Annotated in this window: 22 protein-coding genes; 1 reads left to right on the top strand and 21 read right to left on the bottom strand. The window is 35.2% G+C overall.

Annotation, left to right across the window (positions count from 1 at the left end; translation table 11 throughout):
- Positions 1-3 precede the first annotated feature (3 nt).
- The 10 genes from trpA to Q5Y73_RS06790 form a co-directional block, all read right to left on the bottom strand.
- On the bottom strand, positions 4-810 hold the full coding sequence (trpA, locus tag Q5Y73_RS06835; RefSeq protein WP_305991114.1) for a tryptophan synthase subunit alpha: 807 nt from the start codon (positions 808-810) through the stop codon (positions 4-6).
- On the bottom strand, positions 797-2,002 hold the full coding sequence (gene trpB, locus Q5Y73_RS06830; RefSeq protein WP_305991113.1) for a tryptophan synthase subunit beta: 1,206 nt from the start codon (positions 2,000-2,002) through the stop codon (positions 797-799). The genes trpA and trpB overlap by 14 nt, the downstream gene beginning before the upstream one ends.
- Positions 1,995-2,699 carry a phosphoribosylanthranilate isomerase gene (locus Q5Y73_RS06825; protein ID WP_305991112.1) on the bottom strand — a complete coding sequence of 235 codons (705 nt, stop codon included), beginning with the start codon at positions 2,697-2,699 and terminating at the stop codon, positions 1,995-1,997. Before Q5Y73_RS06825 ends, trpB begins: the two co-directional genes overlap by 8 nt.
- Positions 2,696-3,484, bottom strand: coding sequence for an indole-3-glycerol phosphate synthase TrpC (trpC, locus tag Q5Y73_RS06820; protein ID WP_305991111.1), 789 nt, complete (start codon positions 3,482-3,484; stop codon positions 2,696-2,698). The genes Q5Y73_RS06825 and trpC overlap by 4 nt, the downstream gene beginning before the upstream one ends.
- Entirely contained in the window at positions 3,474-4,511 is a 1,038-nt protein-coding gene (trpD, locus tag Q5Y73_RS06815) for an anthranilate phosphoribosyltransferase (protein WP_305991110.1), read from the bottom strand. The genes trpC and trpD overlap by 11 nt, the downstream gene beginning before the upstream one ends.
- 40 nt (positions 4,512-4,551) lie before the next feature.
- Positions 4,552-6,081, bottom strand: coding sequence for an anthranilate synthase component I (gene trpE / locus Q5Y73_RS06810; RefSeq protein WP_305991624.1), 1,530 nt, complete (start codon positions 6,079-6,081; stop codon positions 4,552-4,554).
- A 387-nt stretch (positions 6,082-6,468) separates the two neighbouring features.
- On the bottom strand, positions 6,469-6,837 hold the full coding sequence (gene aroH / locus Q5Y73_RS06805; RefSeq protein WP_305991109.1) for a chorismate mutase: 369 nt from the start codon (positions 6,835-6,837) through the stop codon (positions 6,469-6,471).
- A 7-nt stretch (positions 6,838-6,844) separates the two neighbouring features.
- Positions 6,845-7,939 (bottom strand): 3-dehydroquinate synthase, encoded by a 1,095-nt coding sequence (aroB, locus tag Q5Y73_RS06800; protein ID WP_305991108.1) that lies wholly within the window; start codon positions 7,937-7,939, stop codon positions 6,845-6,847.
- Between the two features lies 1 nt (position 7,940).
- Positions 7,941-9,104: a chorismate synthase gene (gene aroC / locus Q5Y73_RS06795; protein ID WP_305991107.1), complete on the bottom strand. Its 1,164-nt coding sequence runs from the start codon at positions 9,102-9,104 to the stop codon at positions 7,941-7,943.
- Between the two features lie 289 nt (positions 9,105-9,393).
- Positions 9,394-9,546, bottom strand: a complete 153-nt coding sequence (locus Q5Y73_RS06790) for a hypothetical protein (protein WP_305991106.1) — start codon at positions 9,544-9,546, stop codon at positions 9,394-9,396.
- A 309-nt stretch (positions 9,547-9,855) separates the two neighbouring features.
- Between Q5Y73_RS06790 and Q5Y73_RS06785 the strand changes: the two genes are divergently transcribed.
- Entirely contained in the window at positions 9,856-10,290 is a 435-nt protein-coding gene (locus Q5Y73_RS06785; RefSeq protein WP_305991105.1) for a hypothetical protein, read from the top strand.
- 54 nt (positions 10,291-10,344) lie between these two features.
- Here Q5Y73_RS06785 and Q5Y73_RS06780 read toward each other — a convergent pair whose 3' ends face one another.
- The 11 genes from Q5Y73_RS06780 to hbs form a co-directional block, all read right to left on the bottom strand.
- Complete coding sequence (locus Q5Y73_RS06780; protein WP_305991104.1) at positions 10,345-11,142, bottom strand: CheR family methyltransferase; 798 nt, start codon at positions 11,140-11,142, stop codon at positions 10,345-10,347.
- Position 11,143: 1 nt separating this feature from the next.
- Complete coding sequence (gene ndk, locus Q5Y73_RS06775) at positions 11,144-11,587, bottom strand: nucleoside-diphosphate kinase (protein WP_305991103.1); 444 nt, start codon at positions 11,585-11,587, stop codon at positions 11,144-11,146.
- Between the two features lie 77 nt (positions 11,588-11,664).
- On the bottom strand, positions 11,665-12,639 hold the full coding sequence (hepT, locus tag Q5Y73_RS06770; protein ID WP_305991102.1) for a heptaprenyl diphosphate synthase component II: 975 nt from the start codon (positions 12,637-12,639) through the stop codon (positions 11,665-11,667).
- Positions 12,640-12,655: 16 nt separating this feature from the next.
- Positions 12,656-13,522, bottom strand: a complete 867-nt coding sequence (locus Q5Y73_RS06765; protein ID WP_305991101.1) for a menaquinone biosynthesis protein — start codon at positions 13,520-13,522, stop codon at positions 12,656-12,658.
- Positions 13,482-14,135 (bottom strand): UbiX family flavin prenyltransferase, encoded by a 654-nt coding sequence (locus Q5Y73_RS06760; protein WP_305991100.1) that lies wholly within the window; start codon positions 14,133-14,135, stop codon positions 13,482-13,484. The genes Q5Y73_RS06765 and Q5Y73_RS06760 overlap by 41 nt, the downstream gene beginning before the upstream one ends.
- Positions 14,135-15,004 (bottom strand): UbiA-like polyprenyltransferase, encoded by an 870-nt coding sequence (locus tag Q5Y73_RS06755; RefSeq protein WP_305991099.1) that lies wholly within the window; start codon positions 15,002-15,004, stop codon positions 14,135-14,137. The genes Q5Y73_RS06760 and Q5Y73_RS06755 overlap by 1 nt, the downstream gene beginning before the upstream one ends.
- Positions 15,004-15,720 (bottom strand): demethylmenaquinone methyltransferase, encoded by a 717-nt coding sequence (locus tag Q5Y73_RS06750; protein ID WP_305991098.1) that lies wholly within the window; start codon positions 15,718-15,720, stop codon positions 15,004-15,006. The genes Q5Y73_RS06755 and Q5Y73_RS06750 overlap by 1 nt, the downstream gene beginning before the upstream one ends.
- A gap of 16 nt (positions 15,721-15,736) precedes the next feature.
- Positions 15,737-16,588: a heptaprenyl diphosphate synthase component 1 gene (locus Q5Y73_RS06745; protein WP_305991097.1), complete on the bottom strand. Its 852-nt coding sequence runs from the start codon at positions 16,586-16,588 to the stop codon at positions 15,737-15,739.
- Positions 16,589-16,683: 95 nt separating this feature from the next.
- Positions 16,684-17,220 (bottom strand): hypothetical protein, encoded by a 537-nt coding sequence (locus Q5Y73_RS06740; protein WP_305991096.1) that lies wholly within the window; start codon positions 17,218-17,220, stop codon positions 16,684-16,686.
- 84 nt (positions 17,221-17,304) lie between these two features.
- The gene (mtrB, locus tag Q5Y73_RS06735; RefSeq protein WP_305991095.1) at positions 17,305-17,523 is read right to left on the bottom strand and encodes a trp RNA-binding attenuation protein MtrB; all 219 of its coding nucleotides are present in this window, start codon (positions 17,521-17,523) and stop codon (positions 17,305-17,307) included.
- Between the two features lie 214 nt (positions 17,524-17,737).
- Positions 17,738-18,010, bottom strand: coding sequence for a non-specific DNA-binding protein Hbs (hbs, locus tag Q5Y73_RS06730; protein ID WP_305991094.1), 273 nt, complete (start codon positions 18,008-18,010; stop codon positions 17,738-17,740).
- Positions 18,011-18,236: the final 226 nt, after the last annotated feature.

The following is an 18,236-nucleotide window of genomic DNA, read 5'->3' as shown; positions in this document are numbered from 1 at the left end:
AGACTATTCTTTTAATTGTGCCACAAATTCTCTAATTTGCAATAGACCTTTTGCTTTCGTATCTTGAGATTGAAGCAACGGCAGCTGTTCCTCTATTTTTCGAACTATGGCGCTCCCAACTACTACCCCATCACAAATCTTTGAAAATGTATTGAATTGTTCATTCGTAGATATACCAAAACCAACGGCAACTGGCAAATCAGTAGATTGTTTTACAAGTGATATAAAATCATCGATTCCATCATAAAAAGAAGATCGAACCCCTGTAACGCCTAATGAAGAAACACAGTAAACGAATCCAGCTGCTTTTTTTGAAATTTTGGTAATTCTATCATTTGAAGTTGGTGCTACTAATGGAACAAGATGAATTCCATATCGTTCAGATAATTGTCTAACTTGTTCATCTTCCTCAATTGGTAAATCTGGAATAATAACGCCACTTATCTCATTTTCGCGCAATTTTTCAAAAAAGGATTCAAGACCAAACTGAAGTACTGGATTATAATAGGTAAATAATATAAATGGCAAAGAAACTTCTTCTTGTCTCGCTTTACTGGCAATTTCCAAACAGCTGTGGATATTGATATTGTGCTGCAAAGCTCTAAGGGATGCTCTTTGAATGACTGGACCGTCTGCTAATGGATCTGAATAAGGCACACCAAGTTCAATAATATCTGCGCCAGCAGCTTGAAGTTCTTTTATGATTTCCACAGAGGTTTCTACATCAGGGTCTCCCATAGTTAGAAAGGGAATTAATGCTGTTTTATTCTGTTCTTTAAGCTCAAGAAATTTTTGATCAATGAGATTCATGGTTTTTCCCTCCTAAATATTGCATGATGGATTCGACATCTTTATCTCCTCGTCCAGATAAACTAACAACAATCACTTGATCCTTGTTCATTGTTGGTGCCACTTTTATCGTTTGAGCTATCGCATGTGCACTCTCCAAAGCAGGAATGATGCCCTCAGTTTTGCTTAATAACTTTAAAGCTTCCAGTGCTTCTTCATCCGTAATCGGGAAATACTCCGCTCTTTTTGAATCTTTTAGATAGGAATGTTCGGGACCTACTCCTGGATAATCTAATCCCGCTGAAATGGAATGTGCAGGTTGAACTTGACCAAATTCGTCTTGCAGTAAGTAACTCATAGATCCTTGAAAGACACCATGCGTTCCTTTTGTCATCGTAGCAGCATGTTCATCAGTATCTACTCCTTTACCTGAAGCTTCAACACCGATTAATTTCACACTGAAATCATTCACAAACGGATAAAATATGCCGATGGCATTACTTCCACCACCTACACAAGCAATGACTGTATCTGGTAGTTTCCCTTCTGCTTCAATGATCTGCTTTCTTGCTTCTTCACCAATAATTCTTTGAAAATCACGAACCATCATTGGATATGGATGAGGACCTACAACAGAACCTAAAATATAATAGGTATCATGAACATTACTTACCCAATAACGCAGTGTCTCATTCCCTGCATCTTTTAGTGTACGAGTTCCTGATGTTGCTGGGATTACCTCAGCTCCTAATAAATTCATACGAAATACATTTAATTGCTGACGCTTCATATCCTCTTCACCCATAAAGACTTTACATTCAAGACCTAATAAAGCCGCTACAGTAGCTGAAGCCACACCATGTTGTCCCGCACCTGTTTCTGCAATAACCTTCTTTTTACCCATTCGTTTGGCAAGTACACCTTGTCCAATGGTATTATTAATTTTATGAGCCCCTGTGTGATTAAGATCTTCTCTTTTTAAATATATTTTAGCTCCGCCCAAGTGTTCACTAAGACGTTCAGCATAATATAACGAGGTAGGACGCCCAGAGTATTGTTTTAGTAAATAACGGATTTCATCCTGAAAATCCTGGTCCTGTGAATAATGTTTATAAGCTTCTTCTAATTCAACTAATGCGTTCATCAATGTTTCGGGAACATACTTCCCTCCGAATTTACCGAATCTTCCATGTTCATCTGGTACATTAAACATTTACTCTCACCCTTTCAACAAAGGTTTTTATTTTTTGAATATCTTTTATACGATTTGTTTCCACTCCACTTGATACATCAACGCCTTCAGGAAAGTAAGTGGATATTAAATGGTTTACATTATTTGCATCTAACCCTCCAGCGATTAAAAGAGGGATATTATTTTCCTTCGTCCACTGCTGAACGATCGGAATCAACTCCCAATTGAAGGTTTCTCCTGTTCCTCCACCAACTGCTGGATCATACGTATCAAGCATTAAAGCATCTATATAGTCCAAATAAGGATTTAATAATTCTGACAATTTTTCATTTACTTGATGCTGATTTTCAGCACTCGAAACGACTTCATGTAAGTTTGAGAATACTTTAAACACTTTTACACCCAGTTCTCCCTTCACCCACTTGCAAAAAGCTGGTGACTCTTGACCATGTAATTGTATAACATCCAAAGGGGCTAGTCTAATTGTATCTTTTAACACCTCTTTATCAGGGTTTACAAAAACACCAACAGTCTCAGGTACTTTCACTTGATGTTTTTTTAAAGCTTGAATCATTACATCAGCTTGTTCAGGTGTTACCTGTCTTCTACTTTTGGCAAATACAAAACCAATGTAATCAATAGGTAGATCCAGCATCTTTTCAATCGTAGGTACATCTAGGATTCCACATATTTTCACAGCAGTATGTTTCTTATTCATTGTCTTTCTCCCATCAACTGATTCACAGCCTGTTCTACACTTTCCTGTCTCATGAAGTGCTCTCCAACAAGAACTGCTCCTGCGCCTATGGATAATAACTCATGAATTTGTTCTGCATTTGAAATTCCACTTTCACTTACAACGGTTACGTCATTTGGAATATGCTGAATTAAAGAGTTTGTCGTGTTAATATCCGTCACAAATGTTTTCAAATTTCGATTGTTGATTCCTATTAAGGAAACATCGAGCGACAACACCTGTTCTAATTCCTGCATATCATGAACTTCTATCAAAGTATCCATTCCTAGATCACTAGACAGCTTAGCAAATTCACGCATTTGATCTACGGTTAATATCGCTGCTATTAATAAAATCGCATCTGCTCCAATAATTCTAGCTTCATATATTTGCAGAGGATCTATAATAAATTCTTTTCTTAAAATTGGTAAACTCACCGCTTCACGCACTTGTTTTAAATACTTTAGCGATCCTTGAAAATATTGTTCATCTGTTAAAACGGACAAACAATCTGCTCCTGCGGATTCATAACTTTTGGCAATTTCAACAGGATTAAAATCTTCACGTATTAAACCTTTGGATGGCGATGCTTTCTTTACTTCCGCTATAAGACCCATGGATCTATTTTTGGTCTCTGTTAGAGCTTTTTCAAATCCTTTACATGGTGGTAAAGTGGAAATGATATTTTTATAGTTTTGGATCGAAAACCCCGCTTTTAAACGTTCAACTTCTTCTTTTTTAGTAGCTACTATTTTATCAAGTATCATGGCTTATCTCCTTTGTAAAGCGAGCTAAATCCTCTAATTTTTCTGCAGCTTTTCCACTATCTATCATATTGGCAGCGATTTTTACTCCTTCCTGTAAAGAAGAACAATGATCAAATACATAAAAACAAGCACCTGCATTCGCTAACACAATATTTCTTCGAGCTCCTTTTTCACCTTTAAAAATAGAGCGAATAATTTCAGCATTTTCGACTGCGTCACCACCAGCAATATCATCGATCGGGTAACTTTGGAGGCCTAGATCATCAGGTGTAATGTCATAAGTGTTCAACAAACCATCTTTCAATTCAGTCACTTGAGTTGGAGCAGAGATACTAATTTCGTCCAAACCATCAAAGCTAGAAACTACAAATGCTCGATCTAGTTTTAGTTCTCTCAATACAGAGGCTAAAAGCTCTGTTTTGCTTTTATCGAATACACCCATGAGCTGACGATCTGCATTTGCAGGATTTGTTAAAGGGCCAAGCATATTGAATACGGTTCTAAATCCGAGCTCTTTTCTAGGAGCTGCAACATTTTTCATAGATCCATGATACTTTTGGGCAAACATAAAACACAAACCAACCTGATCAATGCACAATTGTGCCTGTTTATGGTCTAAGTTAATGTTGATTCCTAATGCTTCAAGTACATCTGCACTACCACTTTTGCTCGACATGGCACGATTTCCATGTTTTGCAACACGTATTCCTCCTGCTGCTGCTACAATGGCAGAGGCAGTTGATATGTTAAAGGTATTTGCTCCATCCCCACCTGTACCACATGTGTCCAATAATGGATGGTTCGCGGTTTCAACTCTGCTCGATTTACTTCTCATGATTTCTGCAAACCCTGTAACTTCCTCGGTAGTTTCTCCTTTTATTCTTAGAGCCGTTAAAAGGCTGCCTATTTGTGCATCTGAAGCTCGCCCTTCCATCATTTCTTCCATTACTTGGCGTGCATCATTTTTGTCTAAATCGTTCCCTTCTAACAACTTAGACAACACATTTTTGATCACATTCGTTTCCATACTTCCCTTTCCTCCCTACACTGCATTGTTTTATTTATTTTTAATAATAATCTTGATTCACAAGGTTTGATTGTTCTTTGTTAAACCATACCTCAGCTAAACGGATGGCTTTGAGCAAGGCTTTAGCTTTATTCACGGTTTCCTCATATTCCTTTTCTGGAACAGAATCCCATACAATCCCTGCTCCTGCCTGTACATAGGCTTTTCCATTTTTAAAGATAATCGTGCGAATAGTAATACATGTATCTAAATTACCGGAAAATCCCAGATATCCAATTGCACCTGCATAGGCTCCCCTAGCTTCATTTTCAAACTCAGCAATAATCTCCATAGCTCTTAATTTGGGAGCTCCTGATACAGTTCCAGCAGGCAGACATGATATAAATGCATCAAAAAAATCTTTATCGTCACGAAGTTTACCCGAAACATTAGAAACGATATGCATCACGTGAGAATATCTTTCTATTTCCATAAATGTATCACATTTCACTGAGCTGAACTCTGATACTCTTCCGATATCATTACGTCCTAAATCGACTAACATTAGGTGCTCAGCTAACTCTTTTGGGTCTGCTAGTAGATCTTTTTCATACTGTAAATCCAATTCTTCTGTTTCCCCTCTTGGTCTTGTTCCTGCAATGGGTTTTGTTTGGACACGCCCACTTTCTACACGAACTAAAGATTCTGGTGAAGTTCCCACTATAACTTCATCCTCCATTTTCAAATAATACATGTAAGGAGAGGGGTTCATTGTTCTAAGTACTCGATATACATGCAGTGGAGATATTTCTGTTTCTATTTCAAATCTTTGAGAAAGCACAACTTGAAAAATATCTCCTGCACGAATATATTCTTTAGCTGATTCTACATTACTTATAAATTGTTCTTTGGTTACATTGGATTGTATGTGTTCTAAATCCACATCTAGAACTTGATTATGAGCCATAGGGGGAACAGCTAACGGTTTTTGCAATCTAATAATCGTCTCATCTATGCGCCTACAGGTTTCACTATAAACCTTTTCAATTTCCATTTCAGATGCTTGATCTGGCACATGAACATTGGCTATGATCTTTACTTGCTGTTTAAAGTGGTCAAACACAATCACTTCGTCACAAAACATAAACTGAATGTCATTCATTTGTAAATCATCAATATCATGAGCGGGAAGCTTCTCATAATATTGAAGTAAATCATATCCAAAAAAACCGACTGCGCCACCCGTAAACCTAGGGAGATTAGGTAAAGCAGGACTAGAATATGAACGTAGCAATTGTTTCAATGCTTCAATAGGCTGATCTTTCACTTTGTGTTTTTCTCCATCTTTATTAATGGTTATGTTTCCGTTTTTACCTTGTATGATCAAAAAAGGATTTTTGCCTATAAAAGAATATCTCGCCCAATTTACGCCTCCCTCCACACTTTCTAATAAAAATGCATTTTTCTCTTCATGAAAATGATTGAATACTCGGATTGGTGTTTCAATATCAGCGAGAATATCTCTTACAATCGGTATAAGATTATAGTCCTTAGCTAGCTCTTTCACTTTTGTTATTTCTGGAAAATACATCATTCTTTCAACTCCTTGTGAAGCGAATAAATTTAGTTTTGTAGAGGTCGTTTATTCCTTAATAAGTGGTACTTAGTAGAAATATTAAATTTGTAAAAACTTAAAAATTGTAAGATAAAAAAAACCTCTACTTTAAATTAGCAGAGGTTTGTTATATTTAAATCGATGAAATAATAGTCCTGTATTAATATACCCCAAACAGAAAAGAATACTCTAAAATATATCCTTTATTAAACCTAAGCAATGCATAATCAAAATAAACAAGGCTCTTGATTAAGGGGCTTCAAAATAAACTCATCTATACTTTTCTTAGACTATACTAAATCCATCTACACTCTTCTAAACTCTACTCTACTCACTCAAATATACAATAGGAAACACGAATCGTCAAATTGACTTTAAATCAGGACGAAGCTTTACAGCTTCATTCAAATATACATGTTTCATCTCATTTTGTTGTTTAGTTGTATTCACTTGCACCATTAAACGAATACATTTTGGTAAACTGCCCGGTACATCAATTTCCAAGGAACACATAAGTGGAACTAGCTCCCACCCAGGCATTTGACGAATCGTCCTTGCTGGAAATGTAGCCGTAATATCATGTGTTACTGTAACAAACACACTGCAGATATCTTCAGGATTTACATCATTTTCCTTAACGATTGTTTTTAACAATTCAGAGGTAGCATCTAGGATTTCAGATTCCTCGTTTTGTTTAACCGTTATTGCTCCACGAATTCCCCTAACATACATAAGTTGTTCATTCCTCCCATCTTAACTCTTCAACAATCTCTCTAATCAAATCTATGGAGATTCCACTTTGAATATGTGCTTCACCTATATCTTTTAAAATCGTAAACACTACTTTTCCTTCTTTAAACTTTTTATCATGCAGCATCGCTTTCATGATTTCATCTATATCTAAGTGACCAGGGATTTGGATTGGCAAACCATATTTTTTCATCGCAGCTTTCGTCTCTGTATAAATTCTTTCAGGATAACCTAAACGAACAGATAACTTTGCCGCACCAACCATGCCAATCGCTATCGCTTCACCGTGCAAAAGCTGATTGTAGTGAGCTACCGCTTCAAGAGCATGACCAATCGTATGTCCAAAATTCAAAATGGCTCTCAAACCATGTTCACGTTCATCTTCAGATACAACGTGGGATTTAATTTTACACCCATTGTATAAACCATACTCTAAAGCTTCAGCATCTAGAGATAGCAGTTTTTCAGCATTTTCATCTATCCATTTTGAAAATTCAGCATCCCATATTAAACCATGTTTGATCATTTCTGATAAACCTGCTTTAATTTCTCTCTCAGGTAATGTTTTTAAAGTTGAAGTATCATATAAAACGATTTGAGGCTGATGGAAAGCACCGATAATGTTTTTAGCCTTCGGATGATTCACTGCAACCTTACCACCAACGCTGCTGTCATGTGCAAGGATAGTTGTTGGGATTTGTACGAATTTAACACCTCGCATAAAACTTGCAGCTACAAAACCAGCCAAATCTCCAACAACTCCGCCACCCAAAGCAATGATTGTAGAGGTTCGGTCCAAACCTGCATCTAATGCCTTACCAATAATCTGTTCAAGCACAGACAAAGATTTAGACATTTCTCCAGCTGGAACAATATATTCAACAACTTTATAACCACTCTCTAGTAGATGTGTTGTCACTTTTTTTAAATGCAGAGAAGCAACATTATCATCTGTAATCACCATTATGGGAGAACGTGAGCTAATTTGATGCTTCGCAAAATAAGAACCAATTTGTTCTATAATACCATCACCAATATAAATGGGATAAGAGCGATCACCTAAATCAACATTTAATTGTTTCATTTTAATAGCGCTCCACTTGCTCTAGGTAATTGTTAATATTATTACGAATTTCATCTATGGAGTCTCCCCCGAATTTATCCATAAGAGCACAAGCTACTTCCCAAGCTACAACATGCTCCATTACTACACTAGCTGCTGGAACAGCGCAGCTGTCTGAACGCTCTACCTGTGCAGAGAATGGTTCTTTGGTATCAATATCTACACTTTCCAAGGGCTTGTACAATGTTGGAATTGGCTTCATTACACCACGTACTACAATTGGCTCACCGTTAGTCATACCACCCTCAAAACCACCTAAACGATTTGTCTTTCGATGATATCCTTTTTCTTCAGAGTATAATATTTCATCGTGTACTTGAGAACCGCGAATTGTTCCTGCTTCAAAGCCAATTCCTATTTCACAGCCCTTAAAAGCATTGATAGATACAACGGCCTGAGCAATTCTTCCGTCCAACTTGCGATCCCACTGAACATGACTACCAAGACCAATAGGGACACCTTCTACTATACACTCCACAATACCACCAATGGAGTCTCCTTCTTTTTTCACTTCATCGATATGGGCAATCATTTTTGCTTCTGCTTCTTTGTCTACTACTCTTACTGGGGATTCCTCTGTTACACGAATCAACTCATCAATAGGGAGGTTTTGGGTTTGTGCTTCTACTTCTCCTATACGTATCACTTGACCTGCAACTTTAATACCAAATTCAGCTAATAGTTGTTTTGCAACTGCCCCTACAGCTACTCTTGCTGCGGTTTCTCTAGCGCTAGAACGTTCAAGTACATTTCTCAAATCTTTGTGATTATATTTCAATCCACCATTTAAATCAGCATGACCTGGTCGAGGTCTATGTACTCGTCTCTTTTCTTCATCTGATCCTTCAATCGGCTCAATGTTCATCACTGTTGTCCAATGTGTCCAGTCTTTATTTTCTACTATTAATGCAATTGGAGCACCTGTTGTTTTACCATGTCTTACTCCACCAACTATATTAGCCGCGTCTTTTTCAATTTGCATTCTTCTGCCTCGTCCATACCCCTTTTGGCGACGCTGCAACTCTCGATTTATTTCTTCAAAGTTAATTTTTAAGTTACTGGGCATTCCTTCAACAATGGCTGTTAATTGTGGCCCATGTGTTTCACCTGCTGTTAGATATCTCACTCAACTATCCCCTTTCATACTTTTCCCATGGCGTTTATCTTTCATCGCCCGTTTTCCTACAAATTCATGTGCTAATTATAGTATAGTTAAGTAAAGTTGACAACAAAAAACACGATAGGCAATTCTGCTTAGCGTGTTTTTCAGGGATAGAAAAACCTTCTATCCTCATACGGATTAGACTACCAGTTCACAAAAACAGGATGTTTTGGTACATCATTAATCACAAAGATGTAATTGCTCTCACATGACACCTCTTTATTGCTGAAGATCACATATATGTTTATTATTATTATTTTGCTTTTTGTTTCTTTTGTAGATTAGACCAGTTCGTATCCTGAACAACTTCCATGATTTTGACAGAATCCAAACCTAAAATTTGAGCACATTCTTGTATAGATAGAAACCCACGTTGATAAGCTTCTATCACCTTTCTTTTATCCATAAGAGAACCCTCCAAGCATGATGTACTCCCATAATATATAGTATGGGTAAAGTTGGAAGAATTTATTCGTGGAAGTAGTTCAACCCTCTTAGTCAATCCACTTCCAAACACCACAAAAGTGGGAAATTAGAGGATTTGACTTAAAAATAGGGAAGATAAGGTTTACTCTCTTGAGTATGTTTAGAGATGACCACATAATGGTAAGATCAGATTTTTTTTAGTATTATTGTCTAGGGTTATCAGTCCAAGCAAATAAATTCGATTCTTCATAAAATAGGATAACGAATAAAGAGAGAGGTCAAGTATAACGTGTCTTTTCATAATAATAAGGTTGAGATTGAACAATTTAAATTTGAAACACCGGAGAATAGTCGTAATACAGGGGAAGTAATTTCTATGGACGACCAAGAACCCACTCAAGTTGCAGAAATTATTTATGATTGTTTAGAGCCGGGGAATCTCATATGGTTAAACAGTATTTTCCACATAGATACTACTGAAGAGGTTACGGTGAATTACAAAATATTAAAAAATAAGGATGAGATTTATAGTTCAATTACAGAGCTTGACAGTGATGATGAGATAGGACAAATATTTTCCCAACAAACTGTGGATATGATTACAAAACTTGAAAAAGATGTAACCTACAAAGTTGTTTGTGATACAAATACTCCAATGGTGAATTTAAGTGGTCCGATAAATTTTACTGATACTCGATTTGTAGAGGATAAAAAGTTCTTTTAAGTGTAAATATAAAAAACGACTTTACAGGATATACAAATCTGTAAAGTCGTTCGTTCAAGACTTCATTTTCCTATAAAAAAACATATCTTCTGTTTCAAGCTGATAATCTTTTGGGGAGAAGATTTGTTCAGTACTCCCCACAAATAAAATACCACCTGGTTTCAGAGCATCAGAAAATTTCTGATATAATAAATCCTTAGCAGGATTCGTAAAGTATATCATTACATTTCGACAAATAATTAAATCGAATTGTGATCCAAATGGATCAGATAATAAATTTTTCTTTTCAAACTTAATATTTTCCTTTAATAAGTCCAAAACCTTATAATATGATTGTTCTTTGTTTATGTATTTATGATATTTTTGCGGCAATTCACGTAAAGAACGCTCATCATATTTACCTTTGTCAGCTTTTTCCAACACACGTTCATCTAAGTCAGATGCAACAATTTTATACTTAGAAGCACTCGTTTGATTTGCAAGAATCATAGAAAGTGTGTACGCTTCTTCTCCAGTAGAACAACCAGCGCTCCAACATTTAAGCTGTTCATTTCCATTTAAAAGCGATGGAATGTATTTTTTCTCCAACAGACTCCATCGATTTGAATTTCTCCAAAATTCCGAAACATTAATTGTCATACGATCTAAAAACTCATCCATTAGGTTAGGCTCTTTAACAATATCTTTTAAATAATCTCGAAAACTATGATAACCCCGTTTATTTTTCAACACTGTAAGTCTTCGCTTCATCTGTGTTTCTTTATATTGGGATAAATCAATATTTATATGCTTCTTCAACTCTTTAACAAATGAATGGTAATCTAAATCTAATTCTAAATCTAAATCTGACATCTTAGATCCAAGGGGCTAATGTTTTCTCATAGGACACTAATTCAGAATCCGTAAAAACGTTTTCAATCTCGCGTACAGCGCTTTCATTGCTATCAGAACCATGGATAATATTTAAGTTTTTATGTGCCGCGAAATCACCACGTATCGTACCTGGTTGAGCATCTATCGGATCTGTTTTTCCAATCATCATTCTGGAAATTTGAATAATATTATCGCCTTCCCATACCATTGCAAATACAGGTCCAGAGGTAATAAATTCAATTAACTCACCAAAAAAAGGCTTGTCCTTATGCTCTTCATAATGTTTCTCAGCTTGTTCCTGACTTAGCACTGTGAATTTACCAGCTCTAAGCTGAAAACCTTTTTGTTCAAAACGGGAAATAATATCCCCCATTACATTACGTTGAACTCCATCTGGTTTGATCATTAAAAATGTTTTTTCCATGTTTAACCCTCCACAAATGTGATAATTATTAAAAGTAAATCCAAAATTACGACAAGGTAATTTTACCTTATCGTAAGTTAGTATTTACGGCTCAACACAAAATTCGCTATATCATGCAGATGTTTTTTTGTCTTAATATCGGGCAATTGATCTAATTGATGAATTGCTTTATGTATGTATTGATTTGCAAGGGCTTCAGCCTTTTCAATGCCAGCACTATTTCTGATCAATTGAATAAACTGGTTTACATCTGATTGGTCTTCATTCTGTTTTATTTTATTAATTAGGAATAACAATGATTCTTTTAAATCAGATTCTTGCAAAGCATATATCATCGGTATTGTTATATTCCCTTGTTTTATATCACTACCAGGTGGCTTTCCAATTTGTTTTTCAGTACCACATAGATCTAATACATCATCCGTAATCTGAAATGCCATGCCTACATTATACCCAAACGAATATAAAGCTCTGACTTCTTCTCTAGAAGCATTGGCGGCTAAAGCACCTAATTGACAGCTAATTGCAATTAACAGTGCTGTTTTCCTTCTAATTCGAAGCAAATAATTACGAATAGACTGATCAGTATTAAAGAAATCACGAATTTGCTCCATTTCGCCGATACACATCTGTACAATGGACTTGGATAAAATTTGATGAATTTCTGGATCTTTAAGTTGAGTTACTACAGCTAACGCTCTAGCAAAAATATAATCTCCAGTGTACATGGCAATTTTATTATCCCACTTTGCCATCACAGTCTGCTCTCCACGTCTTGTCACCGCATTGTCAATGACATCATCATGAACAAGTGTTGCCATATGAATAAGTTCCAGTGCAACTGCAACATTTTTCAAATTTTCTAAATGATAGTTTCCAAATTTGCCTGAAAGCAATACAAAAACAGGACGAATTCTTTTCCCTCCTGCTTTTAGCAAATGAATTGAGGTTTCTTTTAGAATATCATGGTCAGAATGAACATTTTTTTCAAGTTCACTTTCTATATATTGAATATCCTTTTTATAACGTGCGTAGATGTCTAATAGCTTCATTATATCTCCTATAACATCAATATTTTATAATTTCGGGCGACTCACGATTTGTCCACATTTGTATTGGGACTTGCTCAGATATAAGCTTCATATCTCTCGCATACTGATAATATAACTTTAACCCATTTTTTTGGAATTGTCCAAAATCATGACTTAATTCAGAAAAATATTTTTCCCAAAAGGATTTCGAGCCACCTATTCTAGCTTGAGCCTCTGAGAGCATTTTTTTTCTATCCTTTAAACCACGTTCCTTACTCTCTTGCAGCAAACGAAAGATTTGTTGAACCAATTTTGGCTTCTCTTTCACAATGTCTTTACGCACAGCCCATACTGCAAATGTCATCCAACTATTTGTTAAATCCGTCCAGAGTTCACCTAGATCTGTGACCTCATATTTTGAATTCATCCACTTCGCTTGAATGGCATCATCCCCTATTAACAAAGCAGCATCTGCTTTCTTTAACATATTCTCTAAATTAGGTTCAGCATAAAAATATTGAGGATTGCCACCATAAAATTTATGAATAATAATTTTTAGTAAATTCACAGAGGTTGCAGAAGCTGTTGTTAGTGCAATTCTAAGATTAGCTATTTCTTCAATTGGTTTTTTATGAAATAACAAAATTGAATTCACTTTGCCAAAAGAACTTACTGACAAGTCAGGAAATAACACATACTCTTGAAAGGATTCTGCATAAGCAAAAGAAGAGATAGGTGCCATATCTAATTCTCCATTTGAAAGAGCATGATTAAGTTTTGTCGGCACTTCAGATACGAACTGTATCTGATTTTCATATTCCTTTTTTGGGAAATGATATAATATAGGCCAGACATTGGTATAATCAATTTCTCCTATTCGAATTATATCCATTTTTCGACTCATCCAAATCTCCCCATCTAGTAAACATGTTATGATGTATACCCATTGAATCTAAAACTTTACCTACCAAAAAAGAGACTATATCATCTATTGTTTTTGGTTTAAAATAAAATGCCGGCATTGCTGGTATCATTGTAGCACCTGCTTTTGATAATCTAAGCATATTTTCGATATGAATCATATGAAGCGGGGTTTCTCTAGGGACAATAATCAATTTGCGCCCTTCCTTCAGCATGACGTCTGCAGCCCGCTCCATTAAATTGTCCGACATCCCGTGTGAAATCCCAGCTAATGTCCCCATAGAACAAGGCATAATCACCATACCCTCAGTTAGATAAGAACCACTTGCAATAGTTGCACCAATATCTTGAATAGGAAAATAAGAATATTTCCCAGGGAATTTTGAAAAATGTTGTTCTAATGTCTCATGTCTCTGAGAAACATTCCAACCCAACTCTTCTTTTAAGACTCTCCAACCTGCATCAGTGACAACAATTTTAATATGATAACCTAGCTTTTGTAAAACTTCACACAAACGGATTCCGTATATCGCTCCACTAGCACCAGTTATTCCAATTATCCATTCTTTTTCTGGTTGTTGGTTCCATTCATCCATTACTTCAGCACCGCCAAATCAATCAATGTAAATACAAAAACAACGACACTCAATACACCATTCATCGTAAAAAATGCTGCATTTAATTTAGATAAGTCATTCGGTTTAACAAGTTGATGCTCATAAATCAATAATATTGCTGCAATAATTGTACCAACAAAATACCACCAGCTTAAATTAGCTAAGAACAAAATGCTGACAAATCCAATGGTTGTAATCAAATGGAGGAACTTAGCAATTTTCAAAGCACTTGCAATACCAAATACACTTGGAATAGAATATAACCCTTCTTTTTGATCAAAATCAGTGTCTTGACAAGCATATATAATGTCAAACCCTGCTGTCCATAAAGCAACAGAAATAAATAAAATAATTGCAGTCATATTTATACTACCGGTAATGGCAATCCAACCACCTAAAGGGGCTAGAGCAATGGTAAACCCAAGAATAAGATGACATGCCCAAGTAAAGCGCTTTGTATATGAGTAAATGACTAAGAAAAATACGGCAATTGGTAAAAGTTTAACCGCCAATGGATGTAATTTGAATGAAGCATAAAATAATAAACCAAATGACAATACTATAAATAGAATGACTTCTTTGGAGGAAAGCAAACCAGCTGGAATCGCCCTAGCCGCTGTTCTTGGATTTTTACCGTCTATGACTTTATCTATCACTCGATTCAATCCCATTGCAGCGCTTCTTGCTCCAACCATGGCTAATATAATCCATCCGATTTGCGCCCAAGAAGGCAAATGACCATTCATCATAAAAGAGCCTAAAACTGCTCCCATAAAAGCAAAGGGCAAAGCAAATATCGTGTGCTCAAATTTTATCATCTCAAGAAATATTTTTGTTTTGTTTAACATTAATTTGATTTCCCCTTTGTGCCAATATGAAGTGCAGCAATCCCTCCAGTTAAAGGATAGGCTTTAACCTCATTCAAACCTACTTCTTCAAATATTTTCGCTAGCTCCTTATGATCAGGAAATGTAATCAACGATTCTGGAAGCCATTTATATTGTTCATAACTTTTCGCTACTAATTTTCCAATCAATGGTAGAATCCTATTAAAATAAAAATAATATATGGACTTAAAAGGCTGCCAAGTTGGTTTAGATAATTCCAAACAATATACTTGACCACCTGGTTTAACCACTCTTCTCATCTCACTGAGAACTTGTCTAAGATCTGGAACATTTCTCAGTGCAAGTCCAATGGTTGCATAATCAAAAGAATTATCATCAAATGGCAGATCCATTGCATCCCCATGCACTAATTCAATTTGATTATCCAGCTTAGAAGACTCTACTTTTCTTCTGCCTACATCTAACATATTTTGACTAAAATCAAGACCTACAATTTTTCCTGCTTTACTTTCCTCTGCCATACTGATTGTCCAATCACATGTACCACAGCATATGTCAATCGCTGTTTCAGCGGTTTTTATATTCATTTTTTTCATTGTGAACTTACGCCAAGCCTTATGTCTTCTAAAACTAATAATATCGTTCATGATATCATATTTAGGTGCAATATTTTCAAATACAGAATGCACAAATTCCTTCTTTGCATTTCCTTCCAATTTTATCACCTTTTCTTTAAACTTTAGATGCAGTTATATAATTTCTGAAGGGTTGTCCTAATTTTTCCAATTCGTGTTGAAGACTTTTATTATTAATACTATGAAATGAATCACTAATTTCCTGCCACTGTTTTTCCAACATTTGATGCAGTTTAAGCTTAATATTATACTTTAATAAAAAGGATTGAATTAGAGACTCATTGGAGCTTTCAGTTTTTAATACTTCTTGCTCTTCATGTGTAACATGATTTATTAAATACCAATATCCCCAGCTATCTTTTAGATTTTTATTTTGAGTCATCCGGTCTAATTCCTCAGTAATTAGTTCACATTTCGTTATTGACAATAGGAGCTCTGACCATTGCTTTTGCGATTTCCCATCCATATATTTCGAAAAAACAAGAAATAATTGTGACTTAATATCTATACGTTGCTGAAAATACTCATCAGCGGTTAATTTAAACTTTTTCATCTTCATATATAAATTTATTTTTAAACGATTGACCTCAGCAATCGCCTGCGATAATGAATGAACAGCTTCAACTTGCCCTGCTTGTGACAATAAATGATAAAATCGACTGCTAAAATAGTCCCCTGCTAAAACTCTAAGCTGTCTTGTTCGCATTTTTTTCATTTCTGCATGCTCAGTGCCAACATCAACTAAATCATGGGTATCTAATCCCATTTGCACTAAAGAAGTAACTAATGAAAACAACTCAGATATACCCTCTAAAGGTGAATATTTATTTAAAAAAATATAAAGCAATTTTGAACGTGAATACGGAAATTTGGGTAGGTCCGTATGTTGTTCAATCATATCATATTGCATATTTTTTTTTGCAAGTTCAGGAACTAAATAACCATCCATAATACTGCCTCCGAAATTCATTACTTTAATAAAATCTAAATAATTATATCACATCCGTCTAACACACGCACTGTACAATAATACAGTTTTATTTTTCAAGAGATTTCTTCCATCCATTCTTCCCAATAATCAGTAGTTTTCAACTTAAAAAATATCGATAAGAGTTCTTCTTTTGAGATTTCACGATTATTTATCAAATGTTCCATTTCTTCTGACCATTGACTATCATTTGCATCAACAGTCATTAAAAGCTTTTGATTCCCACTGCCTAAATGATCTTGATCAAATACTCTTATTAATACAAGCTTCACATTTTTAGTTTCTTTCAGTCCCGAATGGACGATCGAATACAAATCTTGATAAACTGTATTGGGTTTGTTCAACGTTTCAGAAATATTTAAATCAATCGAAAGCGTTGAATGATCCCAACCTACTTTACTAAGTTTATTTTGAATGGGCAAATCAATCATGAAATCAACTAAATTACCGTCAGATAATTGCCATACCGCATTGCCTGTTTCTTTATTATCATTCATTTCGAATTCATTTTTTTTAAATTCTAACTGAAAAAAACTAGACATTGCAATTGGGATCAAGATCATCAACAATGAGATAAGAAATATACGCTTCATATTCACTTCTCCTTTTTGAACAGATACTTATATCCCATTCTACAAATAAAAACGGCAGGCTATGACTGCCTGCACATAAAAAATTCATTCACTTTCAATTGTTCCATGTTTTGTTTGAATAGTCGCCTTTCCTCTTACCTTCACTGCAGATGTGTGCTCAGTAAACTGTGCAATCATAACTTCCCCTTTATCTAGCTTTTCAGTATGATTAAATCTAGTGTCTTGGCCTCTTGTAAGTCCAATTACGTTAACGCCATCTTCATTGGCCTTGATTATCACGTATTCATCATTTATTTTATTCATGATAACCCTCCATTTCTTTACATTCGATTATGTACTATCTCAAAATTATAACATATTTTATTTCATCTCGATTCATTCATGAACTGAGATGTCGTTTAACCCTTCGTTTTACTATTACTGAACATATTTATATATTCTTATATTTTAAGAAAAACCGCTGCGTCAACTAGACACAACGGCTCCTATAATAATTTCCTGAATGATATGTACGTAATTAGTTAATTCCTTCTTTTAAAGCTTTACCTGGTTTAAAAGCAGGCACCTTACTAGCTGCAATATCGATTTCTTCTCCAGTTTGTGGATTACGACCCTTTCTTGCAGAACGCTCACGAACTTCAAAATTACCGAATCCAACTAATTGTACTTTATCACCGCTTTGTAATGCTTCAGAGATTACTTGAAAAACTGCATCTACAGCTTTTGATGCATCCTTCTTTTGAAGCTCAGCTGTTTCTGCAACTTTAGTAACTAATTCAGATTTATTCAAGTTCTTCACCTCCCCCCAAAAATATTATATTATCATTTGTGTTAACCTTTTTAATTAAAAATATACATAAAAACACCGAAAAATGTTTAAATCACTACATTTTATACTTATAAACACAAAAAATAATACAAAGGGAATTTGATATTCTTCCAAATTCTAATATATTATACATTTTCCTTTTGAAAAAGGGAAGAGCAAAAAACCGATTCAACCTATTTATTTAGGA

Origin of the sequence: Chengkuizengella axinellae (genome assembly GCF_030730905.1) — a bacterium.
In the GTDB taxonomy this organism is placed as follows: domain Bacteria; phylum Bacillota; class Bacilli; order Paenibacillales; family KCTC-33759; genus Chengkuizengella; species Chengkuizengella axinellae.
Note: the sequence above shows the minus strand (reverse complement) of the source record. Positions and strands in the feature narration are given on the sequence as shown.

Excerpts from the sequence above, each read along its gene's own strand:
- trpA (WP_305991114.1), bottom strand. The coding sequence starts at position 810 with ATGAATCTCATTGATCAAAAATTTCTTGAGCTTAAAGAACAGAATAAA.
- trpB (WP_305991113.1), bottom strand. The coding sequence starts at position 2,002 with ATGTTTAATGTACCAGATGAACATGGAAGATTCGGTAAATTCGGAGGG.
- Q5Y73_RS06825 (WP_305991112.1), bottom strand. The coding sequence starts at position 2,699 with ATGAATAAGAAACATACTGCTGTGAAAATATGTGGAATCCTAGATGTA.
- trpC (WP_305991111.1), bottom strand. The coding sequence starts at position 3,484 with ATGATACTTGATAAAATAGTAGCTACTAAAAAAGAAGAAGTTGAACGT.
- trpD (WP_305991110.1), bottom strand. The coding sequence starts at position 4,511 with ATGGAAACGAATGTGATCAAAAATGTGTTGTCTAAGTTGTTAGAAGGG.
- trpE (WP_305991624.1), bottom strand. The coding sequence starts at position 6,081 with ATGTATTTTCCAGAAATAACAAAAGTGAAAGAGCTAGCTAAGGACTAT.
- aroH (WP_305991109.1), bottom strand. The coding sequence starts at position 6,837 with ATGTATGTTAGGGGAATTCGTGGAGCAATAACGGTTAAACAAAACGAG.
- aroB (WP_305991108.1), bottom strand. The coding sequence starts at position 7,939 with ATGAAACAATTAAATGTTGATTTAGGTGATCGCTCTTATCCCATTTAT.
- Q5Y73_RS06790 (WP_305991106.1), bottom strand. The coding sequence starts at position 9,546 with ATGGATAAAAGAAAGGTGATAGAAGCTTATCAACGTGGGTTTCTATCT.
- Q5Y73_RS06780 (WP_305991104.1), bottom strand. The coding sequence starts at position 11,142 with ATGTCAGATTTAGATTTAGAATTAGATTTAGATTACCATTCATTTGTT.
- ndk (WP_305991103.1), bottom strand. The coding sequence starts at position 11,587 with ATGGAAAAAACATTTTTAATGATCAAACCAGATGGAGTTCAACGTAAT.
- hepT (WP_305991102.1), bottom strand. The coding sequence starts at position 12,639 with ATGAAGCTATTAGACATCTACGCACGTTATAAAAAGGATATTCAATAT.
- Q5Y73_RS06765 (WP_305991101.1), bottom strand. The coding sequence starts at position 13,522 with ATGAGTCGAAAAATGGATATAATTCGAATAGGAGAAATTGATTATACC.
- Q5Y73_RS06760 (WP_305991100.1), bottom strand. The coding sequence starts at position 14,135 with ATGGATGAATGGAACCAACAACCAGAAAAAGAATGGATAATTGGAATA.
- Q5Y73_RS06755 (WP_305991099.1), bottom strand. The coding sequence starts at position 15,004 with ATGTTAAACAAAACAAAAATATTTCTTGAGATGATAAAATTTGAGCAC.
- Q5Y73_RS06745 (WP_305991097.1), bottom strand. The coding sequence starts at position 16,588 with ATGGATGGTTATTTAGTTCCTGAACTTGCAAAAAAAAATATGCAATAT.
- Q5Y73_RS06740 (WP_305991096.1), bottom strand. The coding sequence starts at position 17,220 with ATGAAGCGTATATTTCTTATCTCATTGTTGATGATCTTGATCCCAATT.
- mtrB (WP_305991095.1), bottom strand. The coding sequence starts at position 17,523 with ATGAATAAAATAAATGATGAATACGTGATAATCAAGGCCAATGAAGAT.